The organism is Microcoleus vaginatus PCC 9802, assembly GCA_022701275.1.
GTDB classification, from domain to species: domain Bacteria; phylum Cyanobacteriota; class Cyanobacteriia; order Cyanobacteriales; family Microcoleaceae; genus Microcoleus; species Microcoleus vaginatus_A.
Map to the genome: position 1 here is coordinate 606,183 of CP031740.1, position 17,487 is coordinate 623,669.

At 46.3% G+C, this 17,487-nt stretch carries 15 protein-coding genes; 6 read left to right on the plus strand and 9 right to left on the minus strand.

Going from position 1 to position 17,487, the window contains the following annotated elements; genetic code table 11:
• Positions 1 to 51 precede the first annotated feature (51 nt).
• The 5 genes from D0A34_02485 to purS form a co-directional block, all read right to left on the minus strand.
• Positions 52 to 291 (minus strand): hypothetical protein, encoded by a 240-nt coding sequence (locus D0A34_02485; protein ID UNU17877.1) that lies wholly within the window; start codon positions 289 to 291, stop codon positions 52 to 54.
• Between the two features lie 249 nt (positions 292 to 540).
• Complete coding sequence (locus D0A34_02490) at positions 541 to 2,751, minus strand: WD40 repeat domain-containing protein (protein UNU17878.1); 2,211 nt, start codon at positions 2,749 to 2,751, stop codon at positions 541 to 543.
• Entirely contained in the window at positions 2,748 to 4,838 is a 2,091-nt protein-coding gene (locus D0A34_02495; GenBank protein ID UNU17879.1) for an ATP-binding protein, read from the minus strand. The genes D0A34_02490 and D0A34_02495 overlap by 4 nt, the downstream gene beginning before the upstream one ends.
• Positions 4,839 to 5,223: 385 nt before the next feature.
• On the minus strand, positions 5,224 to 5,925 hold the full coding sequence (gene purQ, locus D0A34_02500; GenBank protein UNU17880.1) for a phosphoribosylformylglycinamidine synthase subunit PurQ: 702 nt from the start codon (positions 5,923 to 5,925) through the stop codon (positions 5,224 to 5,226).
• Positions 5,926 to 6,202: 277 nt separating this feature from the next.
• Positions 6,203 to 6,487 carry a phosphoribosylformylglycinamidine synthase subunit PurS gene (purS, locus tag D0A34_02505; protein UNU17881.1) on the minus strand — a complete coding sequence of 95 codons (285 nt, stop codon included), beginning with the start codon at positions 6,485 to 6,487 and terminating at the stop codon, positions 6,203 to 6,205.
• A gap of 143 nt (positions 6,488 to 6,630) precedes the next feature.
• Here purS and D0A34_02510 point away from each other — a divergent pair, with 143 nt between their 5' ends.
• Entirely contained in the window at positions 6,631 to 7,023 is a 393-nt protein-coding gene (locus D0A34_02510) for a transcriptional repressor (GenBank protein UNU17882.1), read from the plus strand.
• A gap of 290 nt (positions 7,024 to 7,313) precedes the next feature.
• Here D0A34_02510 and D0A34_02515 read toward each other — a convergent pair whose 3' ends face one another.
• Entirely contained in the window at positions 7,314 to 9,524 is a 2,211-nt protein-coding gene (locus D0A34_02515) for a peptidase domain-containing ABC transporter (protein UNU17883.1), read from the minus strand.
• Positions 9,525 to 10,001: 477 nt separating this feature from the next.
• Entirely contained in the window at positions 10,002 to 10,229 is a 228-nt protein-coding gene (locus D0A34_02520) for a secretion protein HlyD (GenBank protein UNU17884.1), read from the minus strand.
• 335 nt (positions 10,230 to 10,564) lie between these two features.
• Here D0A34_02520 and D0A34_02525 point away from each other — a divergent pair, with 335 nt between their 5' ends.
• The 5 genes from D0A34_02525 (at position 10,565) to D0A34_02545 (ending at position 16,358) form a co-directional block, all read left to right on the plus strand.
• Positions 10,565 to 11,680, plus strand: a complete 1,116-nt coding sequence (locus D0A34_02525) for an HlyD family efflux transporter periplasmic adaptor subunit (protein UNU17885.1) — start codon at positions 10,565 to 10,567, stop codon at positions 11,678 to 11,680.
• A gap of 239 nt (positions 11,681 to 11,919) precedes the next feature.
• Entirely contained in the window at positions 11,920 to 12,930 is a 1,011-nt protein-coding gene (gene trpS, locus D0A34_02530; protein ID UNU17886.1) for a tryptophan--tRNA ligase, read from the plus strand.
• Positions 12,931 to 13,068: 138 nt separating this feature from the next.
• Positions 13,069 to 13,959, plus strand: coding sequence for a 5,10-methylenetetrahydrofolate reductase (locus tag D0A34_02535; protein UNU17887.1), 891 nt, complete (start codon positions 13,069 to 13,071; stop codon positions 13,957 to 13,959).
• 113 nt (positions 13,960 to 14,072) lie between these two features.
• The gene (locus D0A34_02540) at positions 14,073 to 14,672 is read left to right on the plus strand and encodes a Uma2 family endonuclease (GenBank protein ID UNU17888.1); all 600 of its coding nucleotides are present in this window, start codon (positions 14,073 to 14,075) and stop codon (positions 14,670 to 14,672) included.
• Between the two features lie 63 nt (positions 14,673 to 14,735).
• A complete protein-coding gene (locus D0A34_02545) occupies positions 14,736 to 16,358 on the plus strand; it encodes a mucoidy inhibitor MuiA family protein (protein ID UNU17889.1) in 1,623 nt (540 codons plus the stop codon).
• 90 nt (positions 16,359 to 16,448) lie between these two features.
• Here D0A34_02545 and D0A34_02550 read toward each other — a convergent pair whose 3' ends face one another.
• Positions 16,449 to 16,940 carry a YajQ family cyclic di-GMP-binding protein gene (locus D0A34_02550; protein ID UNU17890.1) on the minus strand — a complete coding sequence of 164 codons (492 nt, stop codon included), beginning with the start codon at positions 16,938 to 16,940 and terminating at the stop codon, positions 16,449 to 16,451.
• Positions 16,941 to 17,056: 116 nt separating this feature from the next.
• Positions 17,057 to 17,467, minus strand: a complete 411-nt coding sequence (locus D0A34_02555; protein UNU22137.1) for a hypothetical protein — start codon at positions 17,465 to 17,467, stop codon at positions 17,057 to 17,059.
• Positions 17,468 to 17,487: the final 20 nt, after the last annotated feature.

Consider the following 17,487-nt stretch of genomic DNA (forward strand, 5'->3'; position numbering starts at 1 on the left):
TCCGCCGGGGGTTGAAACCCCCGTCTCATAGCTAAAGTCGGTTGAAACCGACTAAAGATTCGCCTCAAACCAATGTACATCAACTAACTCTTCAGTCCTCTTGAGAGGACTTTCGCTTTGAGACAGGGGTTTCAACCCCTGGCGGACTCGCGGACGAACCAACTGGCCTTCCCTGCGCGGACAAACTAACGGACTAACAAATCGAATTCGATCGCACATTTCTCTCAAATTCGATCGCCCGATCAACAAAAAACCCGATCGCCCAATCAACCCAAAAACCCGATCGCACATTTCTCTCAAATTCGATCGCCCATCACCAAAAAACCCGTGAAGCGTGGCTATCCCGTAGGGAATCGCCCATCACCAAAAAACCCGATCGCGGGGCCCCAGAAACCTGGTTTTTACGACAATACCTCGTTATAACCCACAGATTCGGACAAAAACCCGGTTTCTTGGATCGGCGGGTGACCCAGAAACCTGGTTTTTACGGAAATACTTGGTTACAACCGACAGATTCGGGCAAAAACCCGGTTTCTTGGATTATCGCCCGCCGCTAACTCCCTCCAATCGCAGGAAATGCACCCGGCCCGACGAATCCCCCGCTACAACTGTCACTCCATCAAGCAAAATTGCACAGCAAATGAAGCTAGAATCTCCGCTGAAACTAGCAATTTCTTTGCCACTAAGCAAATCCCAGATTTTTAGGGTGTTATCCCTAGATGCGGAAATCGCGGTTTTGCCGTCTGGTGCGATCGCCACTGCTGTTACCCATTCAGTATGACCGGTGAGGGTTCTAACTTCGGTACCTGTCTCGGTGTCCCAGATTTTCAGGGTTTTATCCCCTGAAGCGGAAATCGCGGTTTTGCCGTCTGGTGCGATCGCCACTGCTGTTACCCATTCAGTATGACCGGTGAGGGTTCTAACTTCGGTGCCTGTCTCGGTGTCCCAGATTTTCAGGATTTTATCCCTTGAAGCGGAAATCGCGGTTTTGCCGTCTGGTGCGATCGCCACTGCTGTTACCGGGTTAGTATGACCCGTGAGGGTTCTAACTTCGGTACCTGTCTCGGTGTCCCAGATTTTCAGGGTTTTATCTGATGAAGCGGAAATCGCTGTTTTACCGTCTGGTGCGATCCCCACTGCATTTACCAAGGTAGTATGACCGGTGAGGGTTCTAAGTTCCCTACCTGTCTCGGTATCCCAGATTTTCAGGGTTTCAGATGAAGCGGAAATCGCTCGTTTGCCGTCTGGTGCGATCGCAACTGCTGTTACCCAGTCAGTATGACCGGTGAGGGTTCTAACTTCGGTTCCTGTCTCGGTGTCCCAGATTTTCAGGGTTTTATCCCCTGAAGCGGAAATCGCTCGTTTGCCGTCTGGTGCGAGATCCACTGCTGTTACCCAGTCAGTATGACCGATGAGGGTTCTAACTTCGGTTCCTGTCTTGGTGTCCCAGATTTTCAGGGTGTTATCCCCTGAAACCGAAATCGCTGTGAGGGCGTCTGGTGCGAGATCCACTGCATATACCGAGTTAGTATGACCGGTGAGGGTTCTAACTTCGGTTCCTGTCTTGGTGTCCCAGATTTTCAGGGTTTTATCCCATGAAGCGGAAATCGCTATGAGGCCGTCTGGTGCGATCGCAACTGCATATACCGAGTCAGTATGACCGGTGAGGGTTCTAACTTCGGTTCCTGTCTCGGTGTCCCAGATTTTCAGGGTTTTATCCCCTGAAACCGAAATCGCTGTCAGGCCGTCGGGTGCGAGATCCACTGCATATACCGAGTCAGTATGACCGGTGAGGGTTCTAACTTCGGTTCCTGTCTCGGTGTCCCAGATTTTCAGGGTGTTATCGTATGAAGCGGAAATCGCTGTGAGGCCGTCTGGTGCGATCGCCACTGCTGTTACCGGGCTAGTATGACCGGTGAGGGTTCTAACTTCGGTACCTGTCTTGGTGTCCCAGATTTTCAGGGTTTTATCCCATGAAGCGGAAATCGCGGTTTTGCCGTCTGGTGCGATCGCAACTGCTGTTACCCAGTCAGTATGACGGGTGAGGGTTCTAACTTCCGTACCTGTCTCGGTGTCCCAGATTTTCAGGGTTTTATCCCATGAAGCGGAAATCGCAGTGAGGCCGTCTGGTGCGATCGCCACTGCATTTACCGAGTTAGTATGACCGGTGAGGGTTCTAACTTCCGTACCTGTCTCGGTGTCCCAGATTTTCAGGGTTTTATCGTCTGAAGCGGAAATCGCTGTATTGCCGTCTGGTGCGATCGCCACTGCTTTTACCGCGCTAGTATGACCGGTGAGGGTTCGCAGACATCCTTCTCCCGGCCGCTCTAAATTAGCCCTCAAAGCCCGCAGCCAAACACTATTTTTCGATTGCTTCGCCTGTTCCAACATCCCCTTAATCTGGGGTATTTCACAATCGAGAAACCTCCCCCACAAATGCTCTGCTAGTTGCGTTTTATCTCTTTCCAAAACGTGCGCCGACTTGCGAATTGCCCCTTGAATCAACTTCAGCGTTTCAGTTTGCCCCTCCGACAGCAACACATCTGCATTTCTCCCTAAATCGTAATCCTCAATTAGCGGCTGCACCCCCAACAATTTTAACTTCGCCTCAATAAAACCAAAATCCGTCATCCAACGATAATAACGGTTGAAATCTCGCCCAATCTCAATGAAATCCCTGGGTTGATGCTTCAACAAATATTCTCGCTCCGATTTACTTTGCTTCGCCAACCACACACCCAAATCGCTCATAGAGGCGCCCCTTCTATCCTGTTATTCATACCTTGGCGGTTAAGTTCTTCAACATTAACTCCCGCAGATTGCACGGTTTCATCTTTTGCCAGAAACTCGCGAAAACTGTTGTGATAAATGCTGTAGCGAATTTCGCCGCTGACTTGCTGCCGCAAAAATGAATCCCATTTCTTGAGTACCTGCTGTACTTTAAAATCTGTCTCGCCTACGGATTTAGCAATCCAGCCGCGAGAAACAGCTTCGCGCGCTTTCGAGATGACGTAGATAATCTTAACTTTCATTTCCAACAGCGGATCGTCTTCCCTGCCCATCATCTGTGCCCAATGCTTCCGATAATATCCTGTCAACTCCCTAGGCAAATCTTCCAAAGAAACATCCCTGTACTCGCCGTTTTCGATATCATTCAGCACGTAGCGGAGATACATAAAATTGTTCTGGCTTTTTTGGGCCACCGCCCCCACAAACAGTTCCAGGCTCAAATCATGACTGGCAATCCAATTCTGAATCGACGCGCTATTGCTGGTGCGTTTTGCAATATAAGCCTTCGTATCTTCCAGACTTTCTGCATCGTACTGCATCAAATCAAACGGCAGATGATCCATCGGCAAAGGCAAAGATTCCGGCCGCTTGGAAACAATAAAATAAACGTTATCCGGCAAAACTTCCGGCAAATAGAGAACGTTGCTGCCGCTGCTTTGCAAACTCAAATCGACTTCATCGAGGGCATCTACCACAAAAATCAACTTTTTCCCGCCCAATGTAGCGCTGACTTCCCCCAACAGCCGCCCTAAAAAATTGCCGTTTGCCGTCGCATTTTCCGGCAGTTGCGGATACTTATCCCTGAGTTTAAAGCCCTCAATTAATTGAAGGCAGGCATTTTCGAGAAATGTTTTGGCATCAACAATCCCGTCGGATCGCGAGTTAAAATGAGTAACGCAGCGCCGCTTCAGCAGCAGCACTAACTTTGCCATAATTGAACTTTTACCGACACCCGGTTCTGCTTCTAAAACAAAATAGCCTTTCGGATTTTTATGCAAGAAACGGCCAATTTCTTCAAATACAAACTTGCGCCCGGTAAAGTCTTTAGTTCGGTCTTCAATAATCGTCTCGGACTTCAAAGAAATCGGCAATCGGGGCGCGGAAGTATCGATAAATGTTTGCAGCAATTCCCGAACTTGCGCCAAATCGTCCCGGATGCCAATTTCTATGGCTGACAATTTCTCCATCACTTGACAAATCTGCTGCCCAGTTGCCACGGCCTCCAACTTTTGCAGAATTTCCCCATTTTGCAGCCCCAAATCTTTGAGTTCTGCCAAAGCAATTTGGTGCAGTTTAAACAGCATCGCGGCAAACTTTTCTCCTCCCTTCGCCGCATCCTGTTTCAGCACTTTGCGGTACGCTTTGGGGAAAGTTGCGTACAGTTTTTTCGCGACAAATTCCACGATTTCCGCATCCAAGGATTTGCGCTCGCGCCGGGCGAATTCGTTGAGGAAACTTGCCCAATCTGCCGTTGTCAATGCGGTAACTCGATCGAACTCCTCGGCATCCGCAGAAAAAATCAGGGTTAACTGGTCTTCGGAAATATTTAAACCCCTTGACAAATCGGCTGTATTTGTGTTAATATTCAGCCAGTATTCAGGAGTTTTCTCGGCTAATTGACCGAGATCCCTTTTAGGATCGGGCAAATTTTTGCTAAGTGCGATCGCAGTTAATTGAGGGTACGAAGCAACCTCTCTCAAAATATAGGCGATCGCCTCACCCGCAGCCTCAATCAAATCGTGATTATCGAGAATATTCGGATTTTTGCTCAACCCTTGGGTCATCCGATTTCCGAGGTCATTAGCCGCGATATTCCCCGCTATATCACCAGCAATTGCCGCCAAAATCGAAACTCCCCCAAGGGCGATCGGGCCGCCGATAATACCCGCTGCTGCTTGAGTTCCCGGATTGGCGATCGCATATGAAATAACTTGTCCAATAGCCATCACCGCACTGCATCCAATTACCCTAGTTTTAAAATTAGCTAAGTCCATTAGTGGTATAAAATAAATATTCTTCTTTTCAAAAGTTGATAAGCTGTCCCGCATCTAAATTGTATTTCTTTGGGCGGGCAAGATGCCCACCCCACAATCAATTTAATCTACTGTGGAACAGGCATCTTGCCTGTTGATTTTGGGCGGGCAAGATGCCCACCCCACAATCAATTTAATCTACTGTGGAACAGGCATCTTGCCTGTTGATTTTGGGCGGGCAAGATGCCTACCCCACAATCAATTTAATCTACTGTGGAACAGGCATCTTGCCTGTTGATTTTGGGCGGGCAAGATGCCCACCCCACAACAAATTTAATCTACTGTGGAACAGGCATCTTGCCTGTTGATTTTGGGCGGGCAAGATGCCCACCCCACAACAAATTTAATCTACTGTGGAACAGGCATCTTGCCTGTTCCTAAAATCAGAGACAAATATCAACTACAAAACAGCAGCAACACTTGCCATCAACAACCCTTGAAACAATTTCACCCCATCTGTTTCGCCCAACATCGGATCGGAAGCCCTCTCAGGATGCGGCATCATTCCTAACACATTGCCTTGGCGATTGCAAATACCGGCAATATTATTTAACGAACCGTTGGGATTGCCAGCATCGCTAATTTTGCCCGCCTCTGTGCAGTAGCGAAACAGCACTTGCTTGTGCTCTTCTAGTTCTGCTAAAGTATCGGCATCGGCATAATAGTTGCCTTCCCCGTGAGCGATCGGCAAATCGATGATTTCACCCGTAGTATAAGCCGCAGTCCAACGAGTATTACCGCGCTCGACTTTCAAAGAAGCGCGATCGCAAATAAAATTCAATCCCGCATTCCGCACCAGAGCACCGGGCAACAAACCAGCTTCAGTCAACACCTGAAAACCGTTGCAGATGCCTAATACAAGCTTTCCTTTTTTCGCGTGTTCCGCAGTAGCCCGCATCGCCGGAGAAAAACGGGCGATCGCGCCGCACCGCAAATAATCTCCGTAACTGAAACCACCGGGAATTACAATGATATCAATATCCGAAATATCGGTATCTTCGTGCCAAATCATCCGCGTCGGTTGGTGGAGTAACCCTTGAGTCACCCACACCACATCGCGATCGCAATTTGAGCCCGGAAAAACAATAACTCCAAATTTCATAAGCTGAAGGAAGAAGGAAGAAGGAAGAAGGAAGAAGGAAGAGGTGTCAACATAAGACTAAAATCTTATGTTTTTCTCTCTTGTATCGAAGTCTCGCTCCCCCTAAATCCCCCTTAAGAAGGGGGACTTTGAGTCGTTCTAGTTCTTATGTTTTTAACGAAGACTTTGAATGCTCTTCCGCGTTTTTAACAAAGACTTTGAATGCTCTTGTCCCCCCCTTATTAAGGGGGGTTAGGGGGGATCTCCGGGTTTAAAAACACCCTAGGGACGATCCCATTTATGCTGCCGCTGTCTCCACGGCAACAGGAATTTCAGTCAAATCAAAGCGATAATTTTCAATCACTGGATTGGCCAAAAGTTGGTCGCAAACGCGATCGAGTTGTTCGCGGGCCTCCGACTCAGCAGCAGCAGTCAGCGTCAATTCAACGTACTTCCCGATTCGCACACGCTCAACATTGTCGTATCCCATGTGTTGCAAACCAGACTGTACGGCTGTGCCGGCGGGATCTAAAACAGAAGGGCGGAGGGTAACATAGATTTGGGCAAGATATTTCTGAGTCACGGGAATGTTGCGGTAGGTGATGTGAAAGTTAGCCCCATTGTATTCTACAACCGAGCTGCACGCCGATCGCCATTTGGTTAGCCCAAGTAAGATAGCCTAGAAATAGGGACAGATGTGATTCCAGCAGATTCGAGAAAAAAATTATGAGAACCAACCACACCCGCAGTCAGGAGCGTATTTTAAACTTGCTCAAAGTCCTGAATCGATCGCTCTCAGCGCAAGATATCTACTTAGAACTGCGTAACAGCGACCAAAGCATGGGCTTAGCAACCGTTTACCGCTCCCTCGACGGTTTAAAGCGAGAGGGGTTCGTTCACGTCAGAACCCTCGCTAGTGGCGAGTCTCTCTACGGTGCAGCCCACCAAGACCAACATCACTTAACTTGTCTGGAATGTGGCACCTCCATTACGATCGACGAATGTCCCGTCCACCACTTAGAAAGCCAACTACAACAATCTCATTCTTTCAAAATTTATTATCACACTTTGGAGTTTTTCGGATTGTGCGATCGATGTACTTTGGCTCAAGAATCTTAGAGAAGTTATTAGTCATGAGTGATCTCAATTTCGGTTGCACGACCGAAATGATTGTTGACTGTTAACGGTTGACTGTTGAATCTGGCCGAAACACTGAATGGTTGAGTGTTAACTGTTGACTCGATTTTATTATTCCCATGCAACCGCCAACGATATAGCAATCCTCGCATCATTTGTGAATTTCTTACTCCATCAGAGCGGGTTCGGGGAGGGTTGGGGTGGGGTGCAAAAGTGAGATGCTCCCGGTGGTGTTTGTGTAGCAACAGATTTCAACCTGTCGTTTTATTAACTCAAGGATGCAAAAACTCTAAATGGTCTCCTGGAATCGATCGCAATTTTGCAGCCGAGCCTTGCATTTTCAATCGGCCCCGTTCTAACATGATAATCCAATCGGCGCGATCGATCACTCGCGGCCTGTGACTGATAAAAATCGTCGTTTTCCCGTGCCGGTACATCAACAATTGTTCTAAAACTTCCGCTTCGCTTGCCGGGTCAAGCCCTGCGGTAGATTCGTCTAAAATCAATACGGGCGGGTTGTTGAGAATGGCGCGGGCGATCGCCAATCTCTGTCTTTGTCCGCCAGAAATATTCGCTCCAAACTCCCCTAAAACAGTTTGATATTTATCCGGCAATTGGCTGATAAATTCATCCGCCCCCGCAATTTTGCAGACTTTAACAATCTGTTCAAAGCTGATATCTGGACTGCCCAAACGAAAATTTTCGAGAATCGATCGGCTCCAAAAATGTGCTTCTTGAGGAACCAATACTACCTGCTGTCTGAGACTGTCGAGAGACAAATCCTGCAAGTTGTAACCGCCAATTCTAATATTACCAGATTGCAGCGGGTACAGACCAGCAATTACTTTTGCTAGCGTACTTTTTCCGCAGCCGGAATGGCCGATTAAAGCAATTGCTTGACCGCCGGGAAATGTGACAGAAAAATTTTCCAGCAAGTCAAGTCGGCCGGGGTAGTGAAAATTAACACTTTTGCAAACAATACCGTCGCGGTTCTGAATTGTTACGAAAGGTTTATTCATATCGTCTTTAGTTTCCGCTTCAGCATCAATGACTTCCGACAGCCGTTGAGTAGCTGTCTGCACGCGAGTCATCTCATCAGTAAATCCTACTAGCGAATTCACCCAAGTAGTAACGTTTTGATTCATGCTAATAAACGCTAGCAACTGACCTATACTCAATACCTTGTCAATCACCAAACCGCTACCCAGCCACAGCAGAGTAATGCTGCCAGCAGAGGCAACAAAACCAGAAAATATATTGTTGAGAATGCCAATTTGTGTAGTGCGGAAAGTTATATTTGCTAAGCGACCGAAGCGGCTTTGAAATTCTTCCCAAAGTTGCTGACCGCTGCTAGTAGTTTTGACAGTCAGCGCGCCTTTAAAAGTTTCTACTAAAACGCCTTGAGTTTCTGCTTCCAACACCAATAAACTGCGCGTTTTTTGCTGCAAAACGGGCAGGAATACCACTGTAGAGGCCGTCATCAACAGAGCTATAGCTGTAGCTGCTAACGTCAGTTCCTTGCTGTAAAATAACATAAAAATAAAAGAAACTACAGCTATAAAAAATTGACTAGGCAAGCTGATAGCGACTTGAGAAATTAATTTATTTATTTCTTGGATATCTTGTAATCTACTGACAATTTCGCCACTGCGTCTAGTTTCGTAAAAACTCAAAGGCAATCGCAGGAATTTGCGCGCAAATTCCATCACCAGTCCCAGTTCTAAACGCTGGGAAAACTGAGCAATTAAGTTCGACTGTACCAATCCTAAACTGCTGCTAAAAAGGTTCATAACGATAACTGCGATCGCCACACTTGCCAGGAGTTGTCTGTCGCCCCGCACCAGGATGTCGTCGGTGAGCATTTGAACTAGAAAAGGCGAAGAAATTGACAGCAAACCCAACACTGCATTCAGCAAAAATGCTTCCATTAAAATCGGGCGATAAATCCCAATCCGGCGCATCCATTTTTGTAAGGAATTGGCGGGCGGTTGACCCTCTGCGGCCGCAAAAAACCGCTCAGCATCAGGTTCTACTAGCAAGCACAGCCAATCTGTCCAAGCTGCTGCTAATTCTGCTTTAGAAACATAGCGTATACCGACAGCCGGATCGCCGATCGCATATTGGTTGCCCTGTTTTCCGTACAACACAACCCAGTGAGAGCCGTTCCAGTGAATAATCATCGGTAGAGGGGCATCATCGAGCTTGTCTAAAATTGCAGCGGCCGCTCTCACCGATCGAGCATTAAAGCCGATCGCCTCAGCGCCTTGTTTCAAGCCAAGTAAACTCGTCCCTTGTTGCCCAGTGCCGACAAATTCTCGCAAGCGGCTAATTGTAAAATTCTGTCCGTAAAATTTAGCGATCGAAGCCAGACAAGCTGCACCGCAATCTTCTTCGCTCTGCTGGAGAACAACCTGATATTTCATCAGCCTGTTTACTTGTCCGAAGAAAGGCATTTCTCGGATAAAAGGAATGTTTTTTAACATTTGGCAAAATGAATAATGAGTAGAGCCTAATGAACATTACCCCTCACCCAGTAGCCAATCAGAACAAAGCACCCATAAGTTTATGGGTGCTTTATTAATTAACATTAATCGAGCTGAAGTGACAGCACTAAAACTTACCAGTAACGGTACACTACTCTTAAGGAGCCGTCGAAATCCCGGCGGTACACGACGTGACGGGTAGGACGGTAACAGTTGTATCGATTAGAATAATAGTGACCGCCGTTGACGCTAGCTGATTCTTCAGATGTAAGTTCAGTAAACAGTGAATTGTCGTTTGTTTCTTCCATGATTTGACTCCGTTTAAGTTGAGAAAAGTGAAGGGAAGCTAGAAATCTTATCTAATTTCTAGAACCTCGTGTAAATACTGACTAATACTTCTGGTAGTGCTGTGCGACCTCCGGAATATTACGGAGAAATATTCAAAATTTACTTGATCGCACAACTTGACTCAGCTATCTAAACCACTATGGTTTTGAAAGTGCGATAGTCCTTCGGATTGTATTGATAAAACTGGCTAGCCGGCGGCAGGAAAAACAGCATATTCAGGCGATAGCTGCTGGTGTTATCCGTCTCGCTGTTGCTTTTAGCACCGCCCACACCGCTGGTAATGCTGCCACCGTTGACAGTAGCAGATTCTCCATCGGTTAGTTCCATGAAGAGTGAATCTTGTTGATTTTCTGACATAAAGAACTCCTATTAATACCTATGTACTTACTACCTACGCATACAAGAAAAACCCGGTAACAGCGCCAAAAGTCATTGCAAAAATCCCATATTTTCCTGACTGTAGCCCGTTGGCTTCACTCCTCTTGATATTTGGCGAAGTTTGTGGGTGACAACGGCAAAGCTGTGCGGATTTTTACCTTTACCCTGTGAATTTTGATTTAGACTTCTAAACCTATGCTTGGTTTCCGGAAAGCTGATCATAAAGGTGACAAAAGAAATCAGCGATCGATCTCTCCCTCCCCCCTAACTCAAAACTCCAAACTCCAAACTATTCCCCTCTCCCCCTTGCCGCCATGTCTCTCACTCCCGAAGCCACACCCGCTGAAACCTTTGATAACGACCAGTTTTTGCCCCCTGTCAGCCGCTGGACGACTTTGGGGGGCATTTTGATGGTGGCGACCTTTGGCGGGGCGATCGCCCTCGCTAGCGTCACCAAATACAGCGCTACAGTCAAAGCAGACGCGATCGTCCGTCCAGCCGGAGAAGTGCGCGTCGTGCAAGCCGCAACCGAAGGAACCGTCGAAAGCATTGCTGTCAGCGAGAATCAGACAGTAAAAGAAGGAGATGCGATCGCAGTTGTAGACGCTTCGCGTTTGGGCGCTCAACAACAGCAGTTACAAGAAATAATTAATCAGTCTCAAACAGCAGCACAGCAAATCAACCAGCAACTGCGCGACTTAGAAAATCAAATTTTGGCCAGCGCCCAGTTTAAAAGCATCCAAAGTGAAAGTTCCGCCCAACAGGAATTAATCGAATCCGCTTTAGTAAAATTCGCCACATCGCTGCCAGATGTCGCCGAGAGACTGGGCCGAAGTCGGCGGGTTTTGCTCGTTAAGCGATCGTCCCTTCAACAACAATTAATTCAAGCTAAAAAACAACTAAATCAAATTGACTTAAAACTCGAAAATAGCGTGATCCGCGCCCCCGCTGATGGTACAATTCTCAGATTGGAAGTACGAAATACTGGTCAAACCGTACAAGCCGGCAGTGCGATCGCCCAAATCGTCCCCACCGACGTACCCTTGGTAGTCAAAGCCAAGGTAACATCCCAAGACATCGCCCGCATCCAAATCGGCCAACCCGTACAGATCAGGATTTCGGCTTTGCCTTTCCCCGATTACGGCACATTAAAAGGAACTGTCAGCGAAATCGCCCCAGATGCGATCGCCACTCAAAATCCCACTAATAATTTAGGTACAGCTTATTACGAAGTGGCAATTAAGCCCGAGCAAACTTATTTAACAAAACTCAAATCCGCCAACAGCCAATTCTTCGGAAACTCCCAGGCTAATGTCCCCCGCCAGTATTCGATTCAATCGGGAATGGAAGGCAGAGCCGATATTATTACCGGCGAAGAAACAGTTCTGACATTTGTTCTACGCAAAGCAAGGTTGCTAACAGATTGGTAATTGCTTTCAAGCCCATTTTTTAAATGCTACGGCTAAGGACACGACCTTGCCGTCTCCCTACAGATATTTAAATATCTGTAGGGAGACGGCAAGGTCATGTCTCTACAGATGTCTTAAAAGTGGAACGGGCTTCTAGCCCGTTGCTGACAATGGTGCAAGATGTGAATTTTAACCAAGAGTATCTTAAATCAAAATAACGTGTCAATATAGAAATGTGAGTTCAATTCTATTCTTTCCTCATGGGCAAACAGCGCGTTCTTTCAGGAGTTCAGCCAACAGGCAATCTTCACCTCGGCAATTATCTCGGTGCCATTCGCAACTGGGTAGAAGGTCAAAGTCAGTACGAAAATTACTTTTGCGTAGTCGATTTGCACGCAATTACCGCACCGCACAATCCAGCAACTCTAGCCTCCGACACTTACACGATCGCCGCACTCTATTTAGCCTGCGGCATCGATTTAGAATATTCTACTATTTTCGTGCAATCCCACGTCTCGGCGCACACAGAACTAGCATGGCTGCTCAACTGCATTACGCCGATTAACTGGCTCGAAGATATGATTCAGTTTAAAGAAAAAGCAGTTAAACAAGGTGAAAATGTCAACGCCGGTTTGCTAAATTATCCCGTGTTAATGGCAGCCGACATTTTGCTTTACGATGCCGACAAAGTGCCAGTGGGAGAAGACCAAAAACAGCATTTGGAACTCACCCGCGATATTGTCATCAGATTAAATCACCAATTCGGCACACCCGAAAAGCCAGTATTGAAACTTCCCGAACCGTTAATTCGCACTGACGGTGCAAGGGTAATGAGTTTGACAGATGGCACGCGCAAAATGTCGAAATCTGACCCTTCCGAACAAAGTCGAATTAATTTATTGGATTCGCCAGATACGATCGCCAAAAAAATCAAGCGCTGTAAAACAGATGCCGTGCGGGGTTTGACTTTTGACGACCCCGATCGCCCCGAAGCTAGAAATTTGCTGACACTTTATCTCCTGCTTTCCGGCAAATCTAAGGAAGAAGTAGCAACAGAGTGTGAAAACATGGGTTGGGGAGATTTTAAACCCTTGCTGACAGAGACGGCTATTAATGCCCTCAAGCCAATTCAGGATAAATACAAGGAAATAATGGACGATCCGGGATATTTAGAGTCTGTACTACGTCGCGGAAGAGAACAAGCAGAAGCTATTGCTAATCAAACTCTAACTAAGGTTAAGACAGCTTTCGGTTATTCTTTACCTGTTTAGTTGTGAGTTGTTAGTTGTTATTGGCTATTGGTTACTGGTTAAGAATGACAACTGCCAACTGCCCACTAACAACTGCCAACTGTCAACTGTCAACTGTCAACTGTCAACTGTCAAATAACCAATAACAGACAAATAATCATGAACCGTTTTCGCACAGCCTGCACCACCCCCGGAGAATTTATAATTACCGCCGAAGTTGCCCCGCCAAAAGGTGGCGACATAACTCACACAATTCAAATGGCTGAACGCCTCAAAAACAGAGTGCACGCCATTAATATCACCGACGGGAGTCGCGCAGTTTTGCGAATGTGCCCCCTAGCAGTTTCGGCGATTTTAGTGCAGCACGGAATTGAGCCCATTTGTCAAGTTGCTTGTCGCGATCGCAATCTAATTGGCCTGCAAGCTGATCTCATGGGAGCCCACGCTTTAGGCATTCGCAATGTATTAGCACTTACAGGCGATCCCGTCAAAGCGGGCGACCATCCTAAAGCAAAAAGTGTATTCGATTTGGAATCAGTTCGGCTATTGCAAGTTATTCAAAAAATGAACGGTGGCCAAGACTGGAATGACAAACCTTTAACCGACGGAGTTACTGATTTATTTGTAGGTGCAGCAGTCGATCCGCAATCCCCCAGTTGGTCGGGTTTGCAAAGTCGATTCGAGAAAAAAGTAGAGGCTGGAGCACAGTTTTTTCAGAGTCAATTAATTACAGATTTTGAAGTTTTGGATAAGTTTATGCACCACGTTGCAGCGGGCTGCAACAAGCCAGTCTTAGCAGGAATATTTTTGTTTAAATCCGCTAAAAATGCTGAATTTATTCAAAAATACGTGCCGGGAGTTCACATCCCACAAGAGACTATCGATCGTTTAGCAAAAGCTCCCGAACCCTTGCAGGAAGGCATAAAAATTGCTGCCGAACAAGTCAAACTAGCGCGGCAGATTTGTCAAGGAGTTCACATGATGGCTGTCAAACGAGAAGATTTAATTCCTCAAATTTTGGATTTGGCAGGAATCGAGCCACTGAGCTAAGATTAAACGTAGGGGCGGGTTTTACCAATTATAAATTCCTAAAACTAACGATTTCCTAAACTCATAAACCCGCCCACTCCCGCGCTACCATTTTGAACATCAATAAAACACCCATGCTTCAAACTGTAGACAATCCAACCACTTCTCCCGCAGTCGAACAACGTTTCACTTGCCACAGTTTGACATGGCATAAATTCAAGGCCATTCAAGCTGGCTTTGAAGACGTGGCGAATATACGCTTATTTTATTGTGAGGGAGTTCTAGAAATTGTCGGTACTGGAAGGTTGCATGAAGCGATTAGGTGTTTGATGGGCTTGCTCACGGGACAGTATTTTATGAAAAAAAGAATTGTATTTTTTCCCAGCGGTACTTATAGTCACATTGTCGAAGAGCAAGTCGAGTATCAGGCAGATTTGTCTTATTGTTTCGGAACTATTAAAGATGTTCCAGATTTATGTATTGAGATTGTTATCACTAGCGGTAGTCCGATTAAACTTCAGAAATACCGACTGATGGGAGTCCCAGAAGTCTGGTTTTGCGAAGATGGCCCTCTAGAGCTTTACCATCTGCCAGAGGAAGGTTACGAGCGAATTGCTAGCAGCGAAATGCTGCCTGAGTTAGGCTTATCTTTGCTGAAAAGCTGCATTTTATTTGGTTCGCCTTTGGATGCGCTTGAGGAGTTTGCTAAAGGAATGGGCGATCGGGAAAATTGACCAATAAACTAATTTTGAAATAGCTCGCTCGACTAAACGGTTATTAAATAGGAGCAACTGGCAATGACTGACTCAGAAATACTTAATTCTGATACAATTAAAACACTAAAGACTAGCATATCAGAAGTTACAGTTTATACTGATCGCGCTTTGGTGACCCGGCGCGGTACGGTATCTCTGACGGGAAACGAGCGAGAATTGGCGATCGCCTCTGTACCGGCAACCCTCGAAACAGAGTCAGTCAGGGCCACGGGTGCGGGTACAGTTGCAGTGCGATTGCTGGGAGTGCGAACCGAAACAGTGTTTAGCAGCGAACCGGTGGGCGATCGCACTGCCGAATTAACCCAACAAATTAAGGAGTTACAAACCCAAAGACGGGGAATTAACGACAAAATAACCGCCCGAAAAATTCAGCTCCAATTTGTCGAAGGTTTGAGCGAAAAAAGCGTCGGTTTCTTTTCTAGCAGCATCGCCAAACAGCAGGTAGGTTTAAACGAAACTGGCGAATTGCTCAATTTTTTAGGAACTAATTACCTAAAATATGTAAGTGCGATCGCCCAACACGAAAAACAGAAGCGCGAAATAGACAACCAAATAAAAGCTTTGCAGCAGCAGGTGGGGCAAGTACAAACTCCCCATTCCCAGCAAAGTTTTAACATCATTGTTGCCATTGAACCCAGTGGCAGCGGCAATTTTGAACTAGAAGTTTCCTATGTAGTCACGCGAGCCCGTTGGACTCCCCTTTACGACTTGCGAGTAAACACTATCAACAACCAAATTAATCTCAATTACCTAGCCGAAGTCAATCAAAATACAGGCGAAGATTGGACGGGAGTAGCGCTGACTTTATCTACAGCAAAACCCGGAATGGGAACTCTCCCACCAAAACTAGAACCTTGGTATATCGATAAAACCGAGCCAGAGCAATTTTTTGGTAGGGGTGTATCAGAGGATGATTTTTTAGACCTAGAAGAAGTATTATCTGAAGGTTTTGCAGGCGGCGGTTCACGCTCCATAACACGAGCGCCCATAGCAGCTCAAATAGCCACAGCCCAAGTATCCAGAGAAGGCGGTACAGTCTCATTTCAAGTAGGCGGAAGTACCAAGATTCCCAGCGACGGTACACCGCACAAAGTTACTATTTTCAGCGAAAATTATCCCTTTAAGCCTGAATATATAGCCGTTCCGCGATTAGTCAGTTTTGCCTATTTGCAAGCAGTTGTTGTGAATCCGCTGACAGGCGCAACTCTGCTTCCCGGTAAAGCAAATATCTTTCGCGACAACACTTTTGTCGGCCGTGTGCAGTTAGAAAATGTTTCCCCCGGGCAAGAATATAAAGTTAATTTAGGAATAGATGAACGGTTAAAAATAGAGCGGGAATTAGTAGAAAGACAAGTAGATAAAAAACTGCTCGGTCAGCAGAGGCGCACGAGTTACGCTTATCGCTTAAATGTGACAAACTTGCATCAGGTGCAGGTACACCTGACACTAAAAGAACAATTGCCAGTCAGCCGCAATGAACAAATTAAAGTGCGATCGACTCTCACTAATCCGAAGATAGTAGCAGGTGAAATGGGACTGCTAGAATGGATAATGTCTCTGCCGCCGCAAGCAAAGCAAGAGTTATATTACCAGTTTGTTGTCGAACATCCTCCCGACTTAACACTCACGGGTTTAGATATTTAATATTAAGTAGGTAAAAAGTTGTTTCTAATCAGGACTTGAGTCCTTATTCGCCGGAACTATGAGGACTGAAGTCCCGATAAACTCTCAAATCTAGCGGTAATTTGTAAACTGCAAAGCTACCGGATAATCTTCTTGCTTCAAGCGTTGAATCACCAACTGCAAATCATCCTTATCCTTAGCAGACACCCGCACTGCATCTCCTTGAATCGAACCTTGAATCTTCTTAAATTCATCGCGGATTAACTTAGTAATCTGTTTCGCGATTTCCTGACTAATTCCTTTTTTAAGTTTAATTTCTTGACGCACCCGACTGCCGCTAGCAGGTTCAGCTTTGCCGTAATCAAAAATTTTCAAAGATAAATTGCGCTTGGCGGCTTTAGTTTGCAAAACAGTGTGAATTGCGTCGAGAGTAAATTCGCTGTCCGTATTGACAGTAATTGATTCTGCGCCCAATTCCACGGTAGTTTTGGTATCTTTCAAATCGTAGCGGCTTTGAATTTCCCGCACAGTTTGGTCAACAGCGTTAACTAATTCTTGCCGATCGAACTCGCTGACAATATCAAAGGAATAACTAGCAGCCATAAATTAGTAATTGGTAATGGGTAATTGGTAATGGGTTATGGTAATTAGTCATTACTTAAGCGTCTCTTAACTAATGACTAATGACTCATGACTACTGATTACTGACTAATAATTAATTAGCCATTAACAGCCATTAAACTGAAATAGAATAAAGTAGCTGTGCAAGAAGAACTAATCGCAAACATGAGCGATCGCGCCAGCGGCACATTCAGAATATAGAAAACCGAAAACAACAACCGGGCGATCGTAAAAGCGATCGCAGCCCAACCCGCCGCTTCCGAATCTACCCCCGTCACAAAAGCCATCAAAGCCGCCGCTGAAAACAGCATAAACGTCTCAAACGAATTTTGGTGAGCCCAAGTTGCGCGCTGAGCGTAAGCAGGCAACCTCTCAAACATAGCGCGGGGGGCTGCTTGGTCGTAGCCTAGCTGCAAGCGGGCGAACGCAACCACCAAAAACGGTGCGTAAACCAGCGCAGCAGCAGCAGCAATACAATCAAGCAGAATAACCGAAACAGGCAATCCCAACACCATCATCCGCCTCGCAG